General features: G+C 72.3%; 25 protein-coding genes. 16 read left to right on the top strand and 9 right to left on the bottom strand.

Annotated features, from left to right (window positions below):
- Positions 1-197 precede the first annotated feature (197 nt).
- Entirely contained in the window at positions 198-959 is a 762-nt protein-coding gene (locus AB0917_RS21565; RefSeq protein WP_366821231.1) for a MerR family transcriptional regulator, read from the top strand.
- Positions 960-1,407: 448 nt separating this feature from the next.
- Here the strand turns inward: AB0917_RS21565 and AB0917_RS21560 are convergent, their stop codons facing one another.
- From AB0917_RS21560 to AB0917_RS21550, 3 genes are all read right to left on the bottom strand, one after another.
- On the bottom strand, positions 1,408-2,331 hold the full coding sequence (locus AB0917_RS21560) for an aminoglycoside phosphotransferase family protein (RefSeq protein WP_366821230.1): 924 nt from the start codon (positions 2,329-2,331) through the stop codon (positions 1,408-1,410).
- Positions 2,300-2,542, bottom strand: a complete 243-nt coding sequence (locus AB0917_RS21555; RefSeq protein WP_366821242.1) for a hypothetical protein — start codon at positions 2,540-2,542, stop codon at positions 2,300-2,302. Before AB0917_RS21555 ends, AB0917_RS21560 begins: the two co-directional genes overlap by 32 nt.
- Before the next feature lie 359 nt (positions 2,543-2,901).
- Positions 2,902-3,279, bottom strand: coding sequence for a MerR family transcriptional regulator (locus AB0917_RS21550; RefSeq protein WP_366821229.1), 378 nt, complete (start codon positions 3,277-3,279; stop codon positions 2,902-2,904).
- A 129-nt stretch (positions 3,280-3,408) separates the two neighbouring features.
- Between AB0917_RS21550 and AB0917_RS21545 the strand changes: the two genes are divergently transcribed.
- From AB0917_RS21545 to AB0917_RS21530, 4 genes are all read left to right on the top strand, one after another.
- Positions 3,409-4,527, top strand: a complete 1,119-nt coding sequence (locus tag AB0917_RS21545) for an alkene reductase (RefSeq protein WP_366821228.1) — start codon at positions 3,409-3,411, stop codon at positions 4,525-4,527.
- Positions 4,528-4,711: 184 nt separating this feature from the next.
- Positions 4,712-5,656: a phosphatidylinositol-specific phospholipase C gene (locus AB0917_RS21540; protein ID WP_366821227.1), complete on the top strand. Its 945-nt coding sequence runs from the start codon at positions 4,712-4,714 to the stop codon at positions 5,654-5,656.
- Between the two features lie 126 nt (positions 5,657-5,782).
- Complete coding sequence (locus AB0917_RS21535) at positions 5,783-6,229, top strand: helix-turn-helix domain-containing protein (RefSeq protein ID WP_366821226.1); 447 nt, start codon at positions 5,783-5,785, stop codon at positions 6,227-6,229.
- Between the two features lie 32 nt (positions 6,230-6,261).
- Positions 6,262-6,804 carry a PIN domain-containing protein gene (locus AB0917_RS21530; RefSeq protein WP_366821225.1) on the top strand — a complete coding sequence of 181 codons (543 nt, stop codon included), beginning with the start codon at positions 6,262-6,264 and terminating at the stop codon, positions 6,802-6,804.
- 14 nt (positions 6,805-6,818) lie between these two features.
- On the opposite strand, the gene AB0917_RS21525 is transcribed toward AB0917_RS21530, so the two are convergent.
- The 5 genes from AB0917_RS21525 to AB0917_RS21505 form a co-directional block, all read right to left on the bottom strand.
- Entirely contained in the window at positions 6,819-8,192 is a 1,374-nt protein-coding gene (locus AB0917_RS21525; RefSeq protein ID WP_366821239.1) for a HAMP domain-containing sensor histidine kinase, read from the bottom strand.
- 92 nt (positions 8,193-8,284) lie between these two features.
- Positions 8,285-9,022: a response regulator transcription factor gene (locus tag AB0917_RS21520; RefSeq protein ID WP_366821224.1), complete on the bottom strand. Its 738-nt coding sequence runs from the start codon at positions 9,020-9,022 to the stop codon at positions 8,285-8,287.
- Between the two features lie 78 nt (positions 9,023-9,100).
- Positions 9,101-10,186: a trypsin-like peptidase domain-containing protein gene (locus tag AB0917_RS21515; protein ID WP_366821223.1), complete on the bottom strand. Its 1,086-nt coding sequence runs from the start codon at positions 10,184-10,186 to the stop codon at positions 9,101-9,103.
- Between the two features lie 234 nt (positions 10,187-10,420).
- The gene (locus tag AB0917_RS21510) at positions 10,421-11,461 is read right to left on the bottom strand and encodes a LacI family DNA-binding transcriptional regulator (protein WP_366821222.1); all 1,041 of its coding nucleotides are present in this window, start codon (positions 11,459-11,461) and stop codon (positions 10,421-10,423) included.
- A gap of 24 nt (positions 11,462-11,485) precedes the next feature.
- On the bottom strand, positions 11,486-12,292 hold the full coding sequence (locus AB0917_RS21505; protein ID WP_366821221.1) for a response regulator transcription factor: 807 nt from the start codon (positions 12,290-12,292) through the stop codon (positions 11,486-11,488).
- 392 nt (positions 12,293-12,684) lie between these two features.
- Here AB0917_RS21505 and AB0917_RS21500 point away from each other — a divergent pair, with 392 nt between their 5' ends.
- From AB0917_RS21500 to AB0917_RS21465, 8 genes are all read left to right on the top strand, one after another.
- The gene (locus AB0917_RS21500) at positions 12,685-13,638 is read left to right on the top strand and encodes an alpha/beta fold hydrolase (protein WP_366821238.1); all 954 of its coding nucleotides are present in this window, start codon (positions 12,685-12,687) and stop codon (positions 13,636-13,638) included.
- Positions 13,639-13,696: 58 nt separating this feature from the next.
- A complete protein-coding gene (locus AB0917_RS21495) occupies positions 13,697-13,951 on the top strand; it encodes a MoaD/ThiS family protein (protein ID WP_366821220.1) in 255 nt (84 codons plus the stop codon).
- A 10-nt stretch (positions 13,952-13,961) separates the two neighbouring features.
- A complete protein-coding gene (locus AB0917_RS21490) occupies positions 13,962-15,557 on the top strand; it encodes a hypothetical protein (RefSeq protein WP_366821218.1) in 1,596 nt (531 codons plus the stop codon).
- Positions 15,558-15,814: 257 nt separating this feature from the next.
- Entirely contained in the window at positions 15,815-16,504 is a 690-nt protein-coding gene (locus tag AB0917_RS21485; protein ID WP_366821217.1) for a DUF2993 domain-containing protein, read from the top strand.
- A gap of 206 nt (positions 16,505-16,710) precedes the next feature.
- Positions 16,711-16,791: a putative leader peptide gene (locus AB0917_RS21480; protein ID WP_366821237.1), complete on the top strand. Its 81-nt coding sequence runs from the start codon at positions 16,711-16,713 to the stop codon at positions 16,789-16,791.
- Between the two features lie 171 nt (positions 16,792-16,962).
- The gene (locus AB0917_RS21475) at positions 16,963-17,802 is read left to right on the top strand and encodes a sulfurtransferase (RefSeq protein WP_366821216.1); all 840 of its coding nucleotides are present in this window, start codon (positions 16,963-16,965) and stop codon (positions 17,800-17,802) included.
- Between the two features lie 54 nt (positions 17,803-17,856).
- Positions 17,857-18,144, top strand: a complete 288-nt coding sequence (locus AB0917_RS21470) for a DUF1416 domain-containing protein (protein ID WP_003968135.1) — start codon at positions 17,857-17,859, stop codon at positions 18,142-18,144.
- A 151-nt stretch (positions 18,145-18,295) separates the two neighbouring features.
- A complete protein-coding gene (locus AB0917_RS21465) occupies positions 18,296-18,559 on the top strand; it encodes a DUF3099 domain-containing protein (RefSeq protein ID WP_366821215.1) in 264 nt (87 codons plus the stop codon).
- A 137-nt stretch (positions 18,560-18,696) separates the two neighbouring features.
- Here the strand turns inward: AB0917_RS21465 and AB0917_RS21460 are convergent, their stop codons facing one another.
- Positions 18,697-19,059, bottom strand: coding sequence for a DsrE family protein (locus AB0917_RS21460; protein WP_366821213.1), 363 nt, complete (start codon positions 19,057-19,059; stop codon positions 18,697-18,699).
- 106 nt (positions 19,060-19,165) lie between these two features.
- Here AB0917_RS21460 and AB0917_RS21455 point away from each other — a divergent pair, with 106 nt between their 5' ends.
- The 3 genes from AB0917_RS21455 to AB0917_RS21445 are packed head-to-tail and all read left to right on the top strand — an operon-like array spanning position 19,166 to position 21,587.
- A complete protein-coding gene (locus AB0917_RS21455; protein ID WP_366821212.1) occupies positions 19,166-19,927 on the top strand; it encodes a hypothetical protein in 762 nt (253 codons plus the stop codon).
- Positions 19,924-20,736 (top strand): hypothetical protein, encoded by an 813-nt coding sequence (locus tag AB0917_RS21450; protein ID WP_366821211.1) that lies wholly within the window; start codon positions 19,924-19,926, stop codon positions 20,734-20,736. The genes AB0917_RS21455 and AB0917_RS21450 overlap by 4 nt, the downstream gene beginning before the upstream one ends.
- Complete coding sequence (locus AB0917_RS21445; RefSeq protein ID WP_366821210.1) at positions 20,733-21,587, top strand: hypothetical protein; 855 nt, start codon at positions 20,733-20,735, stop codon at positions 21,585-21,587. Before AB0917_RS21450 ends, AB0917_RS21445 begins: the two co-directional genes overlap by 4 nt.
- Positions 21,588-21,644 lie beyond the last annotated feature (57 nt).

Genomic DNA, 21,644 nt, shown 5'->3' with positions numbered 1-21,644 from the left:
GAAAGTGTCCGTGGATGCCGCGTGGGATACGGATACGGAGACGGAGACGGGCCTGAACCGCCTGAGGGCCCGCGCGGCCGGTCGGGCGACGAGCCGCCCGCCGGGCTTGCGGTTGCCGCTGCGGCAGCTTCTACCGTCGTGACCAGGGCCGGAGAGGCCGGTCCTGGGTAAGCGTTCGTGAGGAATGGGGAGCGGTCATGGACTGGCCGATCGCGGAAGTCGCCCGGATGTCGGGCGTGACCGCCCGGACCCTGAGGCACTATGACGAGATCGGCCTGCTGCCGCCCGCCCGGATCGGGGCCAACGGCCACCGCCGCTACGGGGAGCGCCAGCTACTGGTGCTGCAACAGATCCTCGTACTGAGGGAGTTGGGCGTCGGGCTGCCCGAGATCAGCCGCATCCTGGCCGAACAGGTCGACGAGGTGGAGGCCCTGCGCGGGCACCACCGGCGACTGGTCGCCGAGCGGGACCGGCTCGATGCCCTGGCCGGAACCGTCTTCCGCACGATCGCCGAACTGGAGCAATCCAGAAAGGACGGCAGAGAGATGACCGCCATCAACCGACCGGAGAACCTGTTCGAGGGCGTTCAGCCCTCCCAGTACGAGGAGAACCTGCGGGACTTCCCCGCTCTCGCCGAGGCGGGAGGCCGAAGGGCCGCCGAGACGAGTCCCGCCGAGGCGGAGGCCGGGCAGCGCGAGCGTACGGCGCAGATGATCCGGCTGGCCGAGCTGATGGCCGCCGGGGCGGACGCGGGCGCCGATGCCGTACTCGCCGAGGTCGACGGCCAGTACCGGGCGCTCACGGAACTGAGCCCCGTGTCCGCCGAGGAGTTCCGCGCGATCGGGCGCTCCTGCGTGGACGACGAGCGGTGGCGCGGTGCGTACGAGACCATCGCGCCGGGCCTGGCCGCGTACCAGCGTGACGCCATCGAGGCCTACGCCACCGCCAGGCTGGGCTGAGCCTCAGGGGGAGCGAGGGAGCGAGGGGGCAATGGGGCCAGGGGAGGAAGGGAGGGCAAGGGGAGCAAGGTGAGCGGCGGGTCGGTCAGGCCGCCGGGGCCGGCCGTAGGCGTGCCGGCCCCCCACCGTCAACGGCCTGTCACCGGCGGCGCGAGGTGATTGAACCTCCCTTCTGCTCAGAGGATCAAGCCCCGGCCGGATCAGAGCCTGTGGTCACCCAGGGCATGCCGGCTCCAGGTTCCGCCGGCCTCGTTGACCAGGCGGGTGGCAGCCTTGTCGTGGCAGCCGGGCGCCTTCCCGATGACGGGGCATGGGACTTGATGGCGGACGAGTCGGTGGATCGCGGAGGTCCTGCCGTGCTGTGTGGGGGGCCTCTATGTCTTTCGTCAAGGCGCCCATGTTGGGTGTGGGGTGGTTTGGGGGTGTGACGCGTTCGGTGGTGAAGTGTTCAGTGGTGGGGCAGCGCCTGGGCCACGGTGGTCTGGGAGGGGTCGATGGTGGTCCGCCCGTCCTCGATGTCCCACAGCGTGTTCTGCAGCAGCCGGGCCAGGGTCCAGCCGGCCGCGCGCCGGCGGTCCAGCCCGAGGGCCTGGGTCAGCAGGTCGAAGCGGCGTCGCACCGCCCGGGGAGCGTCCCTGGTGGTGTGGAGTTTCTCCCAGCCGGTGTCCAGCGCCGGCCACAGGTCGAAGCCCGGGTCGCCGACGAGGGGTTCGGGGTCGATGGCCAGCCACGGCTCGCGCTCGGCGGCGAGCACATTGTCGTAGTGCAGGTCCCAGTGCAGCATCCGGTCGCCGGGCTCGTCGGCCAGCTCGGTGACTGCCGACGCCCAGTCGTGCAGCCGCCGCCGGTCCTCGGGGTCCGGCAGGGCTGCGACGGCCGCGGGCACGGACGCCAGCATGTCGCGCGCGATGTCACCGAGACCGCGCAGGCCCTCGGGTGCCGGGACGGAGTGCAGCCGGGCCATAAGTCCGGCCAGGGCGTTCATGGCCACGTCGTCGTCCTCGACGGAAGCCAGGGTGCGTGAGCCGTCCAGGCGTTCCAGCAGCACGGCGCCGCTGTCCGGGTCGTGGTCGAGCAGCCGCACGATGCCGTCGCCGTTCCACGCCCGCAGCCCGATCAGCGCGGCGGTCGTCTCCTCGCGGGGCATCTGGAGTTTGAGCGCGGCGCGGGTGCCGTCCGGGCGGCGCACCGGCACCACCAGTGAGGCCTCGCCGGACCCGATGCCGCCGTCGCGCTCCAGTTCCCATCGGTCGAGCAGCTCCGCCGCCAGCTCGGGCAGCCGGGCGATCCAGGTCCGTTCCTTGTCGCCACCGTTCCTCGTGTACGACGCGACCAGGGCGTCAGGGACTTCGATACTCCGCGGCGAAATCATGGGGGCTGTCCTTCGGGGGAGTGGGCTTCCCACCGCGACCACAGGTGATGCCGAGGGTCATGTGGTGGCTGCTTCGGGGTGTGTCGAACACCGCCCGCAGTTTCGGCTCGCTGTTGGGCACGGCCTTGTCGAAGACCTTCTTGCCGACCGGGGTCGGTCCGTGGCCGTGACGGGCTCTCCTGCCGACGTCCATGCCGAGGAAGACTCCCACACTGCTGTCCCGCCACCGCCCCCCTACGCCAGCAGCGGAAGCTCCCAGTGGCTCTTCCCCGGCCGCCGGCCCGGACAGCCCATGAACCCGGTGAGCCTCCCAGTCCACCTGCGAGGGATCGGCGTCCCGCCGCAGCGCGGCAGGACCTCCGCGATCCGACAACTCGTCCTCCAGGCCCCGGCTCCCGTCATCGCGAAGGCATTCGGCTACCACGACAGGACAGCCACCCGCCTGCTTACCGAAGCCGGAGGAACCTGGAGCCGATACGCCCCTGACGGGCACTCACGGTGACACCCCGACCGACCTCACCGAGGAATACGCGATACCTCACCATGTGGGCCTACCAGTTCCGAGGCCGGTCAGGCCGCCGGGGCCGGCCGCAGGGTCTTGCGGTGGGCCCGGTTCGTGGCCATCAGGGTGTCCAGGGCGTCCCGGGTGCGGGCGAGGTCGTCGATGTGGGCGGAGAGCCGTTCGCGTTCCTGCTCCATACGTGCCAGCGCGGCGTCGGAGTTCGCCTCGCTCGGGGCGTCCACGCAGGGCAGCAGAGCCATGATGGTCCGGCTGGACAGGCCGGCCGTGTAGAGCCGCTGGATGAAGGTGACCCGGTCGATGTGCTTGTCCGTGTAGTGCCGCTGCCCGCTGGGGCTGCGCGTACTGGTGAGCAGCCCCTGTTCCTCGTAGTAGCGCAGGGACCGGGCGCTGACGCCGGTCGCCGTGGCGAGCTCTCCGATGCGCATGGCGTTCGTCCTCTTCGTCTTCCTTGTGCCGCAGTGGCCTGCGGGGCTTGCCCCTGACATTGATGTCAGGTTTTAGCGTAGCCGCAGTGCCCGGTTCGCGGGCGCCATGGAACGAGGAGGACGGACGGCATGACCCTGATCGAGGCCCACCCCCACGGCCCTTCCCAGACCCACTCCCGCACCCTTTTCAGCAGCTACCGGCTCGGTGGTCTCGCTCTGCCCAACCGGGTCGTGATGGCCCCCATGACCCGCGTCCGGGCCGCCGCCGGGGGGCTCGCGACCCCGTCGATGGCGACGTACTACGCCCAGCGGGCGACGGCCGGGCTCATCGTGTCCGAGGGGGTGCAGCCGAGCCTGATCGGGCAGTCGAACCCGGGCACGCCGGGGCTGTACACCGATGAGCAGGTCGCCTCGTGGCGGCCGGTCACCGCCGCCGTCCACGCGAACGGGGGCCGGATCTTCGCGCAGATCATGCACGGCGGGCGGGTCTCGCACCCCGACACGACCGGGCTGGTGCCGGTCGGGCCGTCGGCCGTCGCGGCGGTCGGTGAGGTGTTCACCCCGGCCGGGCCGCAGGCCGCGCCGGCACCGCGCGCCCTGGACACCGCCGAGGTGCCCGAGCACGCCCAGTCGTACGCGGCGGCCGCCCGCCGGGCCGTCGACGCCGGGTTCGACGGGGTCGAACTCCACGGGGCCAACGGGTACTTGATCTCCCAGTTCCTCTCCTCCAACGCCAACCTGCGCACGGACCGGTACGGCGGAACCATCGCCAACCGGGTCCGGTTCGCCGTCGAGGCGGTGGCGGCGACCGTCGACGCCGTGGGTGCGGCGCGGACCGGCATCCGGCTCTCGCCGGGCGGGACGTTCTGGGGCGTCGAGGAGAAGGACGTCCTGGAGCTCTACACCGTACTGCTGGGGGAGTTGGCGCGGCTGGAGCCGGCGTACGTGCACCTGGAGGCGACCGCCGACGACGACGTCCTGGTCGCCCTGCGCCGCGCGTGGCCCGGCACCCTGATCATGAACCCGGTGGTGCCGATGGGGCCGAAGCGGGGCGGTCGCCCGGATGCGGACCGCTGGCTCGGGCTCGGCGCGGACCTCGTCAGCTTCGGGCGGGCCTTCATCGCCAACCCCGACCTGGTCGAGCGGTTGCGCGGCGGGCTGCCGATCGCGCCGGACGACGAGGCGACGTACTACCAGGGGGGCGACGCGGGGTACGTCACGTATCCGGCGTACCAGCACGCGGGGTGAGCCGGGACCCCGGAGTGGCGGGGGGAAGTCCGGAGGAGGTCCGGAGTGGCTCGTTCGGGGAGCCTGGAGGGGCCCGGAGTGGCTCGGGGGGAAGTCCGGAGTCCATCCCGGCCCTCTTCCCGGCGTGACGTGCTCGCGTCAGAATCCAAGGGCCCGCCCCCCCCACGGCCTTCGGAGGCGCCCCATGTCCAGCACCCCCAACCCCCGTGCGTCCTCAGGCCTCTTGAGTACGCGCAGAGGGTTCCTGGCCGGCGCCCTCGCCGTCTCCGCCACCGCCGTCGTCGGGGCCGCGCCCGCCGTCGCCGTCACCCGGGACGAGCGGGCGCGGGCCGGCCGGGCGGTCCTCGGTACCCAGGACTGGATGGGCGCCCTGCCCGACGCCACCGCGCTCCAGCGGCTCACCATCCCCGGTACGCACGACTCGGGCGCGCGGTTCGGCGGGCCGTGGTCGGAGTGCCAGAACACCACGATCGCCCAGCAGTTGGCCGACGGCATCCGCTTCCTCGACGTACGGTGCCGGATCACCGGGGGGTCGTTCGCGATCCATCACGGGGCCGCGTTCCAGAACATGATGTTCGGCGATGTCCTCGTCGCCTGCCGGGACTTCCTGGCCGCGCAGCCGGGCGAGACCGTGCTGATGCGGGTGAAGCAGGAGTATTCCGCCGAGAGCGACGCCGCGTTCCGGGCGGTCTTCGACGACTACCTGGACGGGAGGGGCTGGCGGTCGCTGTTCCGGCTCGACGCCACCCTGCCCACGCTCGGCGGGGCCCGGGGCAAGGTGGTGCTGCTCGGGGACAACGGCGGTCTGCCCGGGGTGCGTTACGGCGATCCGGCCGTCTTCGACATCCAGGACGACTACATGGCGGAGCCGTTCGCCAAGTACCCGAAGATCGAGGCCCAGTTCCGCAAGGCCGCCCGAAAGCCGGGCCCGTTCTACCTCAACTACGTCTCCACCGCCGCCCTGATGCCGCCCCGCTGGAACGCCGACCGGCTCAACCCGCAGGTGCACGCGTTCCTGGAGCGCCCCGAGACCGCCGGGTGGACCGGGCTCGGCATCGTCCCGCTGGACTACCCGAACAACCGGTCCGGCCTGGTGGAGTCGCTGATCCGGCACAACCCGGTGGGGTGAGGGGTGGGGGCGGCGGCCTGCCACACCCGGGAAGTGTGGGGGCGTCGGCCTGCCACTCCCGGGAAGCTCGCTTGCGTTTCTTTCGAATTGTGCGATGCTTGGTTCACTCTCAAAGGAGACAGAGCCATGCATAGCATCGCGGAAGACCGCACGCTTCTGCCTGAGCATCGTGAAGAGATCGCCGGACTTCAGGCATTCCTCGACCGAACGCCGACGGCTGTCGAGCCCGCTCTGCTCCGGGGCCCCGACGGCGCTGCCCACAGCCTGCCCTCGGAGGTCTATGAGGCGCTCCTGGTCGTGGTGCGGGCCCTGGCGGAGGGCAAGGCGGTGACCGTCGCACCGGTGAACACCACGTTGACCACGCAAGAGGCCGCCGGCCTGCTCGGCGTCAGCCGGCCGACCTTCGTCAAGATTCTGGACGACGGAGGCCTGCCGTTCACTCGGCCGGGAAGGCACCGCAGGGTGCTCCTGGCGGATGTCCTCGACTACAAGGAGAGGCGGCGTTCGCAGCGCCGCCGCGGGCTCGACGAGCTGACCAGGCTGACCGAGGATTCCGGCCTTTACGGTGACTGACCACCCGACTTCGCCGAGCTGACTGGAGCACTGTGCAGCGCGTCGTCCTGGACACCTGTGTCCTGTTCCCGAACTACCTCAGGGACAGCCTGCTGCGACTCGCGGAGGCCGAGCTCTACGAACCGCTCTGGTCGGCCGACATCCTGGGCGAGCTGACCAGGAATGTCGCTGAGCGGATCGGTGACCTGAAGGCCAAGCGGCTCGTCGACACCCTGGCGGCCGCGTTCCCGGAAAGTCTGGTGTCGGGGTACGCGGCACTCGTTTCCGCCATGACGAACGAGTCCAAGGACAGGCATGTCCTGGCGGCGGCGATCGGGGGGCACGCGCACGCCGTCGTCACACTGAACCTGAAGGACTTTCCCGCGACGTCGTCCGATCCGTACGGGATCGAAGTGCTGCACCCCGACGAATTCCTGCTCGACATGCTCGACCTCGCTCCGGTGGAGGTGAATTCCGTCCTCCGTACGCAGGTGATGAGCTATCGGCGTGACCCCCGCGACCTGCACGGTCTGCTCGACAGGCTCGGCGCGGGTGGTGCGCCCCAGTTCGCGGCCGAATTCCGGCGCCGTCTCTGAATGACCCGCCCCCCTCACATCCCCGGCGGCGGCGTGGGCGCCCCCGGCAGCCGGATCGTCGCGACCGTGCCGGGGCCGTCGTCCGGGGCCCGGCGCAGGGTGATCTCGCCGCCCGCCTGCTGGACCGTGCGGGCCACGATGGACAGGCCCAGGCCCGAGCCGGGGAGCTGGCGGGCGGAGGGGGAGCGCCAGAAGCGTTCGAAGACGTGCGGGAGTTCCTCGGCGGGGATGCCGGGGCCCCGGTCCCGTACCGTCAGCTCGCCCCGGTGCAGGTGCACGTCGACCGTGGCGCGGGGCGGGCTGAACTTCACCGCGTTGTCCAGGACGTTGACGATCGCCCGCTCCAGGGCCGCCGGTTCGGCCCGTACGTACCAGGGGGCCAGGTCGGCCGTGATCGTCAGCTCGGGGCCGCGCAGGCGGGCGCGTTGCAGGGCGGTACGGGTGATGTCGTGCAGGGCCACCACCTGGAGCGGGCCGGGCTGGGCGGCGTCCGGGCGGGCCAGTTCCTGGAGGTCGCCGATGAGGGCGGCCAGCTCCGTCATCTGGGCCTTGACCGAGGCCATCAGCGCCCTGCGGTCGTCCGGGGGGATCACCCGGCCCGTCTCGTCGCTGCGGGCCAGCAGCTCCACGTTGGTCCGCAGCGAGGTGAGCGGGGTGCGCAGCTCGTGGCCCGCGTCCGCGATCAGCTGGGCCTGGCGGTCGCGGGAGGAGGCGAGCTGGGCCGCCATGGAGTTGAAGGAGCGGGACAGCCGGGCGATCTCGTCCTCGCCGTCGACCGGGATGCGTACGGTCAGGTCCTCGGTACGGGCCACGTGCTCGACGGCCTCGGTCAGTTCGTCGACCGGGCGCAGCCCCGCCCTGGCCACCCAGAGCCCGGCCGCGCCGGCGCCGACGACCCCGATGCCGCCGACGAGGGCCAGCACCCAGGACAGCGTGGAGAGCGGCGCGTCGATCTCGCTCAGCGGGCGCGCCACCGAGACCGCGAGCCGGGTGTTGGCCGAGCCGGCGCTGACCACCGGCGGCAGTTTGCGGGTGTAGACCCGCATCTCCCGGCCGTTGTCGTTCTCCGTGGTGTGCAGCGCGTCGGGCTGCCGGCCCGCCGCCACGGCGACGTCGGCCTGCCGGGCCGGGACGGGCGTGGTGTTCGGGGCCGTGCAGTAGCTGCCGTCCGCCGCGACGACCTGCACGGTGTACTGGCCGGGGAACTCCTCGGCCGGCAGCTGCCCGCCGCTCAGACACGCGGACAGCAGGTCGCGCATCGCCACGTTGTCCATCTTGGCGTCGCGCAGCGAGTCGTCGAGCTGCTCCTCCAGCTGGGCCCGGGTCACGAACCAGCACGCCAGGGCCACCGCCGCGACCGCCACCGCGACCGCCGTGGCGACCAGCATCGCCAGCCGGGAGCGCAGCGGCAGCGCCCGGAACCGGCGTACGAGCCCCTTCGCGGCGGGGCGCGCCTTGCCCGCGAGGGGTTCCGCCGTGCTCACGCCTCGCCGCTCCCGCCCGTACGGAGCGCGTAGCCGACCCCGCGCACGGTGTGGACGAGGCGCGGCTCGCCGCCCGCCTCCGTCTTGCGGCGCAGGTACATCACGTACACGTCCAGGGAGTTGGAGCTCGGCTCGAAGTCGAAGCCCCAGACCGCCTTGAGGATCTGCTCCCGGGTCAGCACCTGGCGCGGGTGGGACAGGAACATCTCCAGCAGCGTGAACTCGGTACGGGTCAGCTCGACCCGGCGCTCGCCCCGGGTGACCTCGCGGGTGGCCAGGTCCATGCGCAGGTCGGCGAAGGAGAGGACGTCGTCGTCCGGGGCGTCCGCGCCCGCCGCCGACGCCGCGTACGAGCTGCGACGCAGCAGGGCCCGGATGCGGGCGAACAGCTCGTCCAGCTCGAACGGCTTGACCAGGTAGTCGTCCGCGCCCGCGTCGAGGCCGGTGACCCGGTCGCCGACGGTGTCGCGGGCGGTGAGCATGAGGATGGGTGTGGTGGAGCCGGTGGCGCGGATGCGGCGGGCGGCGGTGAGGCCGTCCATGCGGGGCATCTGGATGTCCAGGACGATGAGGTCGGGGGCGTACGCCTCGGCCATCGCCAGGGCGTCGTACCCGTCGACCGCGACCTGGGTGCCGTACCCCTCGAAGGCGAGGCTGCGCTGGAGCGCCTCACGTACGGCCGGTTCGTCGTCGACGATCAGGACGCGCTGGGGATCGTCCTCGGCGGCGCTCATCGCTGCTGGTCCTCTTCTCGTGTCAACCCGGTCTGTCTGGTGGGGCTCAGCCTCGCACGGCCCGTGCGGTACGCGGGATCAGGACCCGTCGCCCGCGCGCAGGGTCTCCAGGTCGGCCTTGAGCGTGTCCACCGGGATCGCGAAGCCGAGGCCCACGCTGCCCGCCGTCGAACCGCTGCCCGACGCCGACGAACTGGGCGCGTACATCGCGGAGTTGATGCCGATGATCTCCCCGTCCATGTTGATCAGCGCGCCGCCGGAGTTGCCGGGGTTGAGCGAGGCGTCGGTCTGGAGCGCCTTGTACGTGGTCGTCCGCTCGCCCGTGTCGCCGTTGAACTGCTGCCCCCCGAACTCGAACGGCCACTGCTGCCCGCCCCGGCCCTGCCCCGAGTCGCTGCCGGAACCGTCCTTGGCCACCGTCACGTCCCGGTCCAGCGCGGAGATGATCCCGCTGGTGACCGTGCCGGTCAGCCCCTCGGGCGAGCCGATCGCCACGACCTGGTCACCCACCTTGACCTGCGAGGAGTCGCCCAGCTCGGCCGTCTTCAGCCCGCTCGCGCCGCGCAGCTTGATGAGCGCGAGGTCCTTGTCGGGGTCGGTGCCCACGACATCGGCGGTGTACGTCTTGCCGGTGGAGAGCGTGACCTCGATCTGCTGGGCGCCGGAGATCACGTGGTTGTTGGTGACGATCTCGCCGTCCTCGGTGATCACGACCCCGGACCCGGTGGACGTGCCCGCGGAGGAGGCCGCGCCGATCTCGACGATCGCCGGGGAGACCGCCTCGGCGACCCCGGAGACGGTGCCCTTGCTGCTCTGGGAGACGGTGGTGCCCTGGACCGTGCCGGTGGCCGCGGTGGCGGTCGCGCCGCCGTCGGTGAGCTCGCCGACCAGCGCCGCGCTCCCGCCGCCGATCACGGCCGCCGCGAGGGCGACCGCCGCCAGGAGGGCCACCGGCCGCTTCGCCCGGCGCTCGTGGCGGCCGGGGTGCTCGGGGTGCTCGGGGGCCGGGGGTTCGGTGGCGTACGCGGTGGGGTCGGGGGCGTACGGGGGCGGCGGCGGGTAGCCGCCCGCCGCGCCGGCGTACGTGGTGTCGTACGGGTACGGGGTGGGGTCCTGGTCCGTCGTGTGCGCGCCGCTCGGGCGGGGGCTCTCCGTCATGTGCATCAGCCTCGCGAGCGAAGATGAGAGCAGCCTGAGTGCGTCCTGAGAAGCCCGGAAGAACCGTGTATGCCCGCTGTAAAGGCCGACCGTGCCGGCGGCGGGGCCGCGTATGCCCGCCGTAAAGGCCGACCGGGGCCCTGCTGGAAGCGCTCGCTGTGAAGGCGGCAGCAGGACCGGCGGTGCGGGCGCGTACGCCCGCTGTGGAGACCGGCCGTGCAGGCGGCGGAGCCGCGACGCTCACGCCGAGGCGTTCGGCTCCCCGCAGCCGCACGAGCGCCGGACCACCAGCGCCGACGGGAACTGCTTCAGCCGCTCCCGGCGCGACCCTGACACCCGCAGCGAGTCGTCGAGCACCAGGTCCACCGCGGCCCGCGCCATCGCCGGGCGGTCGGAGAAGACCGTGGTCAGCGGCGGATCGGTGAGCCCGGCCTCCTTCACGTCGTCGAAGCCCGCGACCGCCAGCTCACCCGGCACGTCGATGCGTAGCTCGCGCGCCGCCCGCAGCACCCCGATGGCCTGGTCGTCCGTGGCGCAGAAGATCGCCGGGGGCCGGTCCGGGCCGGCGAGCAGCCCGAGGGCCACCTGATAGGCGTCGTACCGGTTGTACGGGGCCTGGAAGAGCCGGCCCTCCGTCGAACGGCCGGACTCGTGCATCGCCCGGCGCCACCCCTCGACGTGGTCGGCGACCGGGTCACCGACCACCGGGGTCGACTCCACCCCGCCGAGGCAGGCCACGTACGCGTTGCCGTGCTCCAGGAGGTGGCGGGTGGCCAGCTGGGCGCCGCCGACGTCGTCCGTGACGACCGCGACGTCGTCGATCGCCTCGGGGCGCTCGTGCAGCAGCACGACCCGGGCGTCCCACGCCTCTATCTCCGCCGCCGCCCGCTCACTGGGGCCCTGGCTGACCAGGATCAGCCCGGAGACGCGCATACCGAGGAAGGCCCGCAGATAGTGGACCTCGCGCTCGTCGCGGTAGTCGGAGTTGCCGACGAGGACCATCTTCCCGCGCTCGGCGGCGGCCTGTTCGACCGCGTGCGCCATCTCCGCGAAGAAGGGCTGCCGGGCGTCCGGGACGATCATCCCTATGAGGTCGGTCCGCCGCGAGGCCATCGCCTGGGCGACCCGGTCGGGCCGGTAACCCAGCTGTTTGATCGCGGCGAGCACCCGCTCGCGCGTGGCCGGGGCGACCGGCCGGGGTCCGTTGTTGATGACGTAGCTGACGACCGCGGTCGACGTCCCCGCCAGTCTCGCCACATCGTCCCGCGTCACCTTGGCCACGCGCCGCAGTCTACGCGGATGGACCTACCTCTTGGCAGCCTCTACCCGGGCTTCTTCCGCTGCCGTGGCCGAAGAGGGCTGCTCCGAACGGGCGACGGGCTCGCCGCCCTTCTGCCGGCCGCCCTCCCGCTCCTTCGCCTCCTCGGCCGCGCGCTCCACCTTCTCCGGGGTGACGAAGCGGTAGCCGACGTTGCGGACGGTCCCGATCAGCGACTCGTGCTCGGGGCCGAGCTTGGCGCGCAGCCGCCGTACATGGACGTCGACCGTCCGCGTACCGCCGAAGTAGTCGTAGCCCCAGACCTCCTGGAGCAGCTGGGCGCGGGTGAACACCCGGCCCGGGTGCTGGGCCAGGTATTTCAGCAGTTCGAATTCCTTGAAGGTCAGGTCCAGGACCCGGCCCTTGAGTTTCGCGCTGTACGTGGCCTCGTCGACGGAGAGATCGCCGTTGCGGATCTCCATGGGGGAGTCGTCGGAGGTGATCTGCTGCCGTCCGGTGGCCAGCCGCAGCCGGGCCTCGACCTCGGCGGGCCCCGCGGTGTCCAGCAGGACGTCGTCGATGCCCCAGTCGGCGGTGACGGCCGCGAGGCCGCCCTCGGTGACGACGAGGATCAGCGGACAGCCCGGTCCGGTGGACCGCAGCAGCTGACAGAGCGAGCGGACCTGGGGCAGGTCGCGGCGCCCGTCGATGAGGATCACGTCGGCGCCCGGGGTGCCCACCAGGGCCGGGCCCTCGGCGGGGGCGACCCGCACACTGTGCAGCAGGAGGCCGAGGGCGGGGAGCACCTCCGTCGACGGCTGGAGTGCGTTCGTCAACAGCAGCAGTGAACTCATCGCCGCCCACCTGCCTGGTTCGGTCGATCGTGGTGCACGGTTCGCTCGCCCATTACGTCGGTCCTCCTCGTTCCCTGCGAGAGGGGCACTCCCGGGTCGGACCCGGGGGAGTATGCGGCACTGCTTCGTACGGCTGTACGGCTGTACGGCGATTTCCCCGCGGTCACGCCGCGGCGTTCGTCATACAGCTTTTACGGTGCGGCCCCGCGCCCTGGGACCGCTGAGCTTGTCGAAACGTCTGCGTAACAACGTCCGGGAAGCACAAAAGGATCCGGGGGCTGCTTTGCCCGGATCCTCTTCGCAGCAGAATAACCCACATGAGTTCTGTGTCCGAGGGTCGATTCCTGAGTTCTTCTGTTCCCTTGCTCACGCCGAACCGCCGTCACGTCACCTTGCTGACCGATGACGGGGTGCCGGTCGAGGCGGTGTACGAGCCGTGTACGGCAGGTTTCGGGGCCGCGGGGCACGGCCCCGGGGACGCGGCGGCGGACACCCCCGTCTTCGTGGTGGCGCACGGGTTCACCGGCTCGGTCGACCGGCCCGCCGTACGCCGCGCCGCCCGGGTGTTCTCCCAGCGTGCGGCCGTGATCACGTTCTCGTTCCGGGGGCACGGCCGGTCCGGCGGACGCTCCACGGTGGGGGACCGCGAGGTGCTGGATCTGGCCGCCGCGGTGGCGTGGGCGCGGACCCTGGGGCACTCCCGGGTCGTCACGGTCGGGTTCTCCATGGGCGGCTCCGTGGTGCTCCGGCACGGTGCTCTGTATCGAGGTGTTCCGGACCGCGGTGCTCCGTACGACGGTGCTCTGTATACGGAGGGAATCGAGCCACGGGGTGCGTCCGTCCGGGTACCGGCGCGTGAGCGGCGCACGGGGGAGCACTTGGGGGCGCATTTCGGCGCGCGTGCCGGTGCGGCGGTCGGCGCGCGCGCCGATGCGGTGGTCTCGGGCGCGTATGCGGATGCGGTGGTCTCGGTCAGTGCCCCGGCCCGCTGGTACTACCGGGGTACGGCACCGATGCGCCGCCTGCACTGGGTGGTCACCCGCCCCTCGGGGCGGCTCGTCGGGCGGTACGGGTTCCGTACCCGCATCGCCACCGACGACTGGGACCCCGTGCCGCTCTCCCCGGTCGCCGCGGTCCCGCACATCGCCCCGGCCCCGCTGCTGCTCGTGCACGGCGACCGGGACCCGTACTTCCCGCTGGACCACCCGCGGATGCTGGCCGACGCGGCGGGGCCCGACGGCGCGGAGCTGTGGCTGGAGCGGGGGATGGGGCACGCGGAGAACGCGGCGGACGACGCCCTCCTCGCCCGGATCGCCGACTGGGCGACGGGCGCGCTGTCCGCGTGACCCATCATGGAGAGCTGACACACGAGGCGTGAGACGACCGAATCTAAGGAGTGGCGCCATGGCAGCGGGAACGATCCGCTACTGGGCTGCGGCCAAGGCCGCCGCGGGCATCGCGGAGGAGCCGTACGCGGCGGCGACCCTCGCCGAGGCGCTCGACGCGGTGCGCGAACGGCACCCCGGCGAGCTGAGCCGGGTGCTCCGGCGGTGCTCGTTCCTCATCGACGGCAACCCCGTCGGTACCCGTGGGCATGAGACCGTACGCCTTGCCGAGGGCGGCACGGTCGAGGTGCTCCCGCCGTTCGCAGGAGGGTGAACCGCAGGCCATGAGCAGCAGCAGCGATCAGCAGTACCCGTATCCGTATCCGTACGACCCCCAGCAGCCCCCGCAGCCCCAGCAGCCGCAGGCGCACCAGGCACCGCAGGCACCGCAGCACTGGCCCGACGGAACGGCCGGGCAGTCCGCCCTGGCCCAGGAGCCGGGCGGCTACGACCAGGGCGCGACGCAGACGTGGCAGGCACCGACCTGGGACACGCAGTACCAGCCGGTGATCCAGCGGAACCAGCGGAACCCGGAGCCGTACGAGGGACAGGGGCAGGCCCACGGGCAGGCCCAGGGACAGTCCCACGGGCAGTTCCACGGGCAGGCCCAGGGGTACGGGCAGCAGCCGGACGCGTACGGGGCCGCGCAGTCCGACCCGTTCGCGACGGGGTCGCAGCAGTCCGGCCCGTTCGCGACGGGGTCGCAGCGGTCCGCCCCGTACGCGACGGGGTCGCAGCAGTCCGCCCCGTACGCGACCGGGCCGCAGCAGTCCGCCCCGTACGCGACCGGGCCGCAGCAGTCCGACCCGTACGGGACACCGCAGCCGCACGCCCCGTATCAGCAGCCGCAGCACCACCAGCCCCAGTACCAGCAGCCGCACCAGGAGCCCCAGCCGTACCGGCCCGGCCCCGACACCGGCTCCCTCCTCCCGCAGGGCGCCTCCGGCTCCCTCCCGCTCCCGCCCGAGGTCCCGGCCACCCCGGCCCCGGCCCCGGCGGCCCGGCCCGAGCCCGCCCCCGCGGCGGAGCCCCCGGACGCGCGGCCGGAGCAGCAGGGGCAGCCGTCGCAGCCCGGACCCGACGACTCCGGCTACAGCGCCCCCACCACCCTCGGCAACGTCCGGATCACCGACGCCCAGCGGGCGCGGGCCGAGGGGCGGTCGCCGGTCATCGCGCCCGGGACGCAGCCCGCCGCGATCACCGCCGGGCTCGGCCTGCTCCTCGCGGGCGGCGCGGCCGTCGGCTCGTACGCCCTGCTCGTCCCGCTCGTCCTCCTCCAGGCGGTGACGGCCGCCGGATGGTTCCGGCTGAACGGCATGTGGCCGGCCCGCCAGGGCATCGCGCTCGCCTTCGCCGGCGGTCTCGTCGCCGACGTGGCGCTCCTCGCGGCGGGCCGGGAGCACGGGCCCGCCGCGCTCCTGGGCACCCTGGGCGTCTGGGTGCTGCTCACCGTGGTCCTCCAGCTCCGCAGCCACGCGGGCGCCGACGAGCGGATGTACGGCCTGATGGCCACGGTCGTCTCGGCGGCCCTCGCGGTCCTCGCCGCCGGGCACCTCGCGGCGGTCCCGGACGCGGTGACGGTCGGCGGGGTGGCGGTCGCGGCCGCCGTGCTCGTGCGCGCGCTGCCGCTGCCGGGCCCCGTGTCCGTCGTGGGGGCGCTGCTCGCCGGTGCGGGTGCCGGTGCCGTGGTGGGCGGCTTCACGGAGTACGGCGCCCAGGGGGCGCTGCTCGGCCTCGCGGCGGGCGGATGCGCCCTGATCGGGCTGCGGGTGGCGAGCTACGACTACCCGTCCCGCTTCGTCCACATGACGGCGGGGGTGGCGCTGCCGCTCACCGCGGCGGCCCCGGCGGTCTACCTGATCGGCCGGGCGCTGGCCTGACGCTCGCGCGCCCGGCTCCGACGCCGGCACGCCCGGCTGCGACGCGGGCACGCCTGGCTCCGACGCCGGCACGCCCGGCTCCGACGCGCACTCGTCCGGCGCGTGCGGGCCTGACATGTGCGCAACGGGGTACGACGCCCCGGGAACCGATCGGGTGGTGCCGCTCGTCGATCACCCCGGGGGCGTCCCCTGCTGCCGCAGTAGGCTCACGGATGCCGGGGGGACGACCGTACGGCTGAGGTGGGGGAACGACACACATGCGCGCACTGCGAATACTGCTGATCCTGCTGGTGGTGGTCGGCGGCCTCTTCGTCGCCGTCGACCGGCTGGCGCTCCACCTGGCCGAGTCGGAGGCCGAGGACCGGGTCGGCATCAGCGGCGGCAGTGCGGGGACGACCGAGATCTCGATCAAGGGCTTCCCCTTCCTGACCCAGCTCGCCGCGGCGCGGCTCGACCGGGTCGACGTCACCCTCAAGGACATGAAGACCGAGGCCGCGGGCCGCGCGATACGCGTCGGCGAGGTGCGGGCCCAGCTCCACGACGTGAAGCTCGGCTCCGGCTACTCCACCGCCACCGCGGCCCGCGCCACCGGCACGGCCGTCGTCTCCTACGAGGACCTGACGGCGGCGGCGGAGGACGGCGTCACCGTCGCGTACGGCGGCGACGGCAAGGTGAAGGTCACCGGCACGGTCGAGCTCCTCGGCCGCCCGATCACCCGCAGCGTGCTCTCCACCGTGACCCTGGCCGACGCCCGCACGATCAAGGTGCGCGCGGACCAGGTGCCCGGGGAGGGCATCCCGGGGGTGGAGCAACTGGTGCGGACGAAGACGGACTTCGAGGGTGACGTCGACGGTCTGCCGGAAGGCATGGAGCTCCGGAAGATCCAGGTGACCGAGAGCGGCCTGGAGATCGCGCTGGACGGTTCGGACGTCTCGCTCACGGGCTGAGTCCCCGCACCATTCCCTTACCACGGCCTGCGATCCGGATAGTGAGACGGTAGTGTCCGGCCCATAGGTCGGTGACGGGCCGAGCCCGGCGGGACACCGGCTCCGGAGCGCGCCTCCCCGCTTCGCGTCTCGCATCATGGATGATCGCGTCTCATCATGCGACACGACGGTGACATCTCCGCCCGTACCTCCCTACGATCGGACCCATGAAGCGACAGGCGGATCTCACGAAGCGGCGGGCAGTGGACCTGTGCCGCGTCGCCGCCATGCTCTGTCACACCTCCTGAGCGGGACGTTCGTTCCGTCCCGGCTCTCCCCGGCCCTTCGACCACCGTCAGGGCCGGGCCCCGTGCCCCGTACGCGCCGCGCTCCGTACCTCCGCGCGTACACCCGCACCCCCGCACCATCACTCCGCATCTCGCACCACCCCGCCGCAGACTGCCCCGGAGGAGAACAACATGAGCCGCAGCGACGTCCTGGTAGACGCCGACTGGGTCGAGGCCCACATCGATGACCCGCAGGTCGCCATCGTCGAGGTCGACGAGGACACCTCGGCGTACGAGAAGAACCACATCAAGAACGCGATCCGGATCGACTGGACGAAGGACCTCCAGGACCCGGTCCGCCGTGACTTCGTGGACCAGGCCGGCTTCGAGAAGCTGCTCAGCGAGAAGGGCATCGGCAACGACACGCTGGTCGTCCTCTACGGCGGCAACAACAACTGGTTCGCCTCCTACGCCTACTGGTACTTCAAGCTCTACGGCCACGAGAACGTCAAGCTCCTCGACGGCGGCCGCAAGAAGTGGGAGCTCGACTCCCGCGACCTGACCGACGTCGTCCCCACGCGCCCGGCCACCCAGTACAAGGCCAAGCCGCAGGACGAGTCGATCCGCGCCTACCGCGACGACGTCGTGGCCGCGATCGGCCAGCAGAACATCGTCGACGTGCGCTCGCCCGACGAGTTCAGCGGCAAGCTGCTCGCCCCGGCGCACCTGCCGCAGGAGCAGTCCCAGCGCCCCGGCCACGTGCCCAGCTCGCGCAACATCCCGTGGTCGAAGAACGCCAACGACGACGGCACCTTCAAGTCGGACGACGAGCTCAAGGCCCTCTACGAGGAGGAGCAGGTCGACCTCTCGAAGGACACCATCGCGCTGTGCCGCATCGGTGAGCGCTCCGCGCTCACCTGGTTCGTCCTCCACGAGCTGCTCGGCGTCGAGAACGTCAAGAACTACGACGGTTCGTGGACCGAGTACGGCTCCCTCGTCGGCGTGCCGATCGAGCTCGGCCCCGCCAAGTAGCCCCACCAGCAGTCCCGACCGACCCGCACGACCCGACCAGAAGGACAGAACACCATGTGTGGAGCACAGGCCGGCGGCCCCGACGCTTCGACGATCAAGCCCGGTGAGACCACCATCCAGGGCAGCGTGACCCGCGACGGCGAGCCCGTCACCGGTTACGTGCGTCTGCTGGACTCGACCGGCGAGTTCACCGCCGAGGTCCCGACCTCGGCGACCGGACAGTTCCGCTTCTACGCGGCCGAGGGCACCTGGACGCTCCGCGCCCTGGTCCCGGGCGGCAGCGCCGACCGCACGGTCGTCGCCCAGACCGGTGGACTCTCCGAGGTCGCGATCGCCGTCTGATCCACGGCATGGCCGCTTGACTGGCGGCACAGAACGGCCGGAGGGCCGCACCCCAGGGGGTTGGACGCCACCTGACGCGGGGTGCGGCCCTTCGCGCCGTTCCGTGCGCCGTTTTGTGCCACGGGCCCGGGGGCCGTCCTACGCTGGAGGTATGTACGCCCGACGCCGGCGCGGCTACTTCTGGATGATGGGCGGCTGCATCGCCCTCTTCGTCTCCGCCTGGGCCGTCGTACGCCTGTGGTCGATGCCGGCCGCCGTCGCGATGTGCCTGGTCGCCATGGTGATCCCGCCCGTCGCCGCGGTGCTCGCCAACCGGCGAGGGCCGGGGGACCGGTGGTGGGACGAGGGCGACCCCTCCGGCGACCCGGAGTCGGACGAGTGGTGGGACGAGCTGGACGGGAAGAAGCGGCACTGACCGCTGTACCGACCTCTGTATCGGCCTCTGTACCGGCCTCTGTGCCGACCTCTGTGCGGGGTGTCGCGCGGGACCGGGCTCAGGCGCGGGCGTCGTGCGGGACCGGGCTCAGGCGCGGGCGTCGCGCGGGGCCCGGCTCAGTAGACGAGCGCCTGCGTGCCGTCCGCCATGGCCTCCTGGACGAAGACCTGCGCCCCCGCGATCCGTACGCCCTCCAGCACGTCCTTCTCCGTGATCTCGCGCCGGGCCGCGCACTGCGTGCAGAGGGTGACCCGGCCGCCCGCCAGGATCGAGTCGAGCAGATCGGGCAGCGGGGCGGCGTGCGGCAGCTCGAACTCGGCGGCCCGGCCCGGCAGCGCGAACCACGAGGACTCCCCGGTCAGCCAGAGCGAGACCTCCACACCACTGGCCACGGCCACCGCCGCCACGGTGAAGGCCTGCGAGCAGCGCTCGGCGGATTCGGGCCCGGCGGTCACCTTGATCACAAGCTTCTTCGACATAGACCGAACTGTAATCCTCCGGCGGGCAACCTCCCCCCTGACCTGCGAGTCACTTGTGCGGGCAGGTACGCGACCTGCTCCTCAAGTTCTTTGTGGGGGACCCCTTTTGGAACCGAACGACACCGTTTCGCCCGCCAGCAGACCCCGGGGCCGCACGGCGCTGATCATCGCCGCCGCGGCCCTGCTCGGGATCTCCGGCGGCACCGCCGTCGGCTACGGCGTCCAGGCGCAGCGGCCACCGACACCCCTGCCCGCCCTCGCCCAGCCCGGCCTGGGCTACCCGGCGAAGCCGCTCCCCGCGGACCAGGCCCCGCCCCCGCTGCCGGCCTCCGAGGACCGGCAGGTCAGGACGGACGGCGATCTGCGCAAGCTGCTGGTGGAGCGGCCCAAGGGGGCGAGGAGCCCCGTCTTCGCGGTCGAGGGGCGCGACACCTGGGTGCCGCTCCAGATCTACGCCCGGGGCTTCACGGCGGAGGACGACATGTTCGAGGCGCTCGCGGAGAGCGATCTGCGCCGCATCGCGGCGGACCTATGGGATGAGGGCGAGCACCGCAACGTCGTCATCAGGCTGATCCAGTTCCGGTCGGGCGCACAGCTGGGCGCCACCGACCATTTGTACGGCCAGCTCAGCTACATGCCGGATCCCGAGGTCGGTGCGGGCAACAAGGGGTACCCGCTCAAGGGCAGCGGCAACGGCCGCTACTACGTCTACCCGGTCGAGCGGAAGCCCGGCTATCTGCCGCACTACGAGGCCAGGGCGCTGGCCGTGCGCGGCGACATCATGATCGACATCAACATCGCCGATGCGAAGCCGATCAGCAAGAAGGACATCCGCGTCCTCGCCGAACGACAGCTGGAGCGCCTGTGAGCGACGACGTCGGAACGACGACCCCGGCAGCTCCGGCGGCTCCGCAGGACCACGCGGCTCCGGAGGCCCCCTCCCGCCCCCGCCGGGTGGTGCTCACCGTGCTGCCCTTCGTGCTGGTGCTCGGAGCGGTCGGCGGTGCGGGTGCCTACACCCTGCACGCCGTGAACGGTGCCGACCGGACCGTCGCCACGGTCGCCTGGGACGACAAGGGCCCGAAGCCGAGCCCCGACCCCGCCGTCAACGCGGGCCGCGGCCGGGCGGACACCGAGCTGAGCAAGCTTCTGATGCCCGTGCCCAAGGGTTACCGGCTCGGCCCCGACATCGACGAGCTCGGCAACGACAGCGAGACGAGCGGCGAGGAGGCCACCGCCGTGATGAAGGAGATGGGCCGCGGCCTGGCCGGCAAGGAGCGCCGCCAGTTCGACGAGGCCATCGACCGGTTCCTTATCGAGGGTGTGGCCCAGCGCTCCTACACCAGTGATGGCGGCGCTCGTGTCCTCACCGTCCACGTGGCCAAGCTGAAGGACGCACGGGCGGCCCGCACCCTGTACGAGCGGCAGAAGAGGCTGACGGAATCGGCCGGTATGTTGCGGAAGGGGCCTACGATCGCGGGCCACAAGAACGTCACCTGCTACCAGCCGGATTGGAAGAGCGAGGTCCCGCTCCACTCGATGTTCTGCCAGGCCCACGAGGGCGGCGTGCTGGTGATGGTGGAGGCGAACGGCTCGACGCCGTTCGGTGCCCAGAGGGTCGCCGGTCTGGTCAAGGATCAGCTCGACCACATCAAGTCCCCGGGGGAGTCCATATGAGCGAGCAGCAGGCTGTGGTACCCGCCCCCGTCGAGCCGGCACAGGAGGCCGCCGCACCCACCGCGGTTCCGGCCGTGCCGGAGGCGCCCCGCCCGCCCCGCCGCGCCCTGCGGGCCGTAACGCGGTGGACGGCGGCGGTGCTGGTGTTCGGCGGACTCGGTACGGGCACGGCGCTGGCGATCACCTCGGCCGAGCGGACCGACGTCCCCGGCCTCGCCACCGAGGGCGACGGGCGCTGGGAGTACCCGGAGCTCTCCCTCCCCGCGCTGCCGGCCGGCTCGCCCCGCCCCTTCAGCGAGGCCAACACCGCCGAGATCCACCACGCGGACCTGCGGAAGCTGCTGCTCCCCGCCCCCGCCGGAGCAACCCCGGACAAGGCGCTGAACGGCGGCTGGGTGAAGCAGGAACGATTCCTCGCCGAGTACCGGGCCGAGGACCGGGACGAGCTGGCCCAGCTCCTGAACGACACCCCGCCCCGGCACATCGCGGCCCGGGGCTGGACGATGCCGGACGGCACCCGGGCCCGGATCTACCTGCTGCGGTTCAACTCGACCGCCTTCGCCAGCCACGTACGCGACGAACTGCGCATCAAGGCGTCGATGCGGCTGCCGCTGGCCGGGGCGGTCGAGACGGAGTACGACACGACCTGGAAGTCCCCGCGTGCGGTGGAAGGGGTCGTGTCGTACGTCCTCACCGAGAAGGCCCCCCACGGCGACGCCCACACCCGGCAGGCGTACAGCGTGGCCGGTGACACCCTCGCCCTGATCGTGCACGAGCGGCCGGGCAAGGAGGAGTCGGCGCGGATCCCGTTCCAGCAGACCGTCATCCTCCAGAACCAGCTGCTCGGCTGAGAGAGCCGGCCGCCCGGCCCGGGACCCCCGCCGGCCGCGGGGGGCCCGCGCCCGCGG

This window comes from Streptomyces sp. NPDC007346 (genome assembly GCF_040703535.1).
Classification (GTDB): Bacteria; Actinomycetota; Actinomycetes; order Streptomycetales; family Streptomycetaceae; genus Streptomyces.
Note: the sequence above shows the minus strand (reverse complement) of the source record. Positions and strands in the feature narration are given on the sequence as shown.

Coding starts and splice junctions, on each gene's coding strand:
- AB0917_RS21565 (WP_366821231.1), top strand. CDS start 198: ATGGACTGGCCGATCGCGGAAGTCGCCCGGATGTCGGGCGTGACCGCC.
- AB0917_RS21560 (WP_366821230.1), bottom strand. CDS start 2,331: ATGATTTCGCCGCGGAGTATCGAAGTCCCTGACGCCCTGGTCGCGTCG.
- AB0917_RS21550 (WP_366821229.1), bottom strand. CDS start 3,279: ATGCGCATCGGAGAGCTCGCCACGGCGACCGGCGTCAGCGCCCGGTCC.
- AB0917_RS21545 (WP_366821228.1), top strand. CDS start 3,409: ATGACCCTGATCGAGGCCCACCCCCACGGCCCTTCCCAGACCCACTCC.
- AB0917_RS21540 (WP_366821227.1), top strand. CDS start 4,712: ATGTCCAGCACCCCCAACCCCCGTGCGTCCTCAGGCCTCTTGAGTACG.
- AB0917_RS21535 (WP_366821226.1), top strand. CDS start 5,783: ATGCATAGCATCGCGGAAGACCGCACGCTTCTGCCTGAGCATCGTGAA.
- AB0917_RS21525 (WP_366821239.1), bottom strand. CDS start 8,192: ATGCTGGTCGCCACGGCGGTCGCGGTGGCGGTCGCGGCGGTGGCCCTG.
- AB0917_RS21520 (WP_366821224.1), bottom strand. CDS start 9,022: ATGAGCGCCGCCGAGGACGATCCCCAGCGCGTCCTGATCGTCGACGAC.
- AB0917_RS21515 (WP_366821223.1), bottom strand. CDS start 10,186: ATGCACATGACGGAGAGCCCCCGCCCGAGCGGCGCGCACACGACGGAC.
- AB0917_RS21505 (WP_366821221.1), bottom strand. CDS start 12,292: ATGAGTTCACTGCTGCTGTTGACGAACGCACTCCAGCCGTCGACGGAG.
- AB0917_RS21495 (WP_366821220.1), top strand. CDS start 13,697: ATGGCAGCGGGAACGATCCGCTACTGGGCTGCGGCCAAGGCCGCCGCG.
- AB0917_RS21490 (WP_366821218.1), top strand. CDS start 13,962: ATGAGCAGCAGCAGCGATCAGCAGTACCCGTATCCGTATCCGTACGAC.
- AB0917_RS21485 (WP_366821217.1), top strand. CDS start 15,815: ATGCGCGCACTGCGAATACTGCTGATCCTGCTGGTGGTGGTCGGCGGC.
- AB0917_RS21480 (WP_366821237.1), top strand. CDS start 16,711: ATGAAGCGACAGGCGGATCTCACGAAGCGGCGGGCAGTGGACCTGTGC.
- AB0917_RS21475 (WP_366821216.1), top strand. CDS start 16,963: ATGAGCCGCAGCGACGTCCTGGTAGACGCCGACTGGGTCGAGGCCCAC.
- AB0917_RS21470 (WP_003968135.1), top strand. CDS start 17,857: ATGTGTGGAGCACAGGCCGGCGGCCCCGACGCTTCGACGATCAAGCCC.
- AB0917_RS21465 (WP_366821215.1), top strand. CDS start 18,296: ATGTACGCCCGACGCCGGCGCGGCTACTTCTGGATGATGGGCGGCTGC.
- AB0917_RS21460 (WP_366821213.1), bottom strand. CDS start 19,059: ATGTCGAAGAAGCTTGTGATCAAGGTGACCGCCGGGCCCGAATCCGCC.
- AB0917_RS21445 (WP_366821210.1), top strand. CDS start 20,733: ATGAGCGAGCAGCAGGCTGTGGTACCCGCCCCCGTCGAGCCGGCACAG.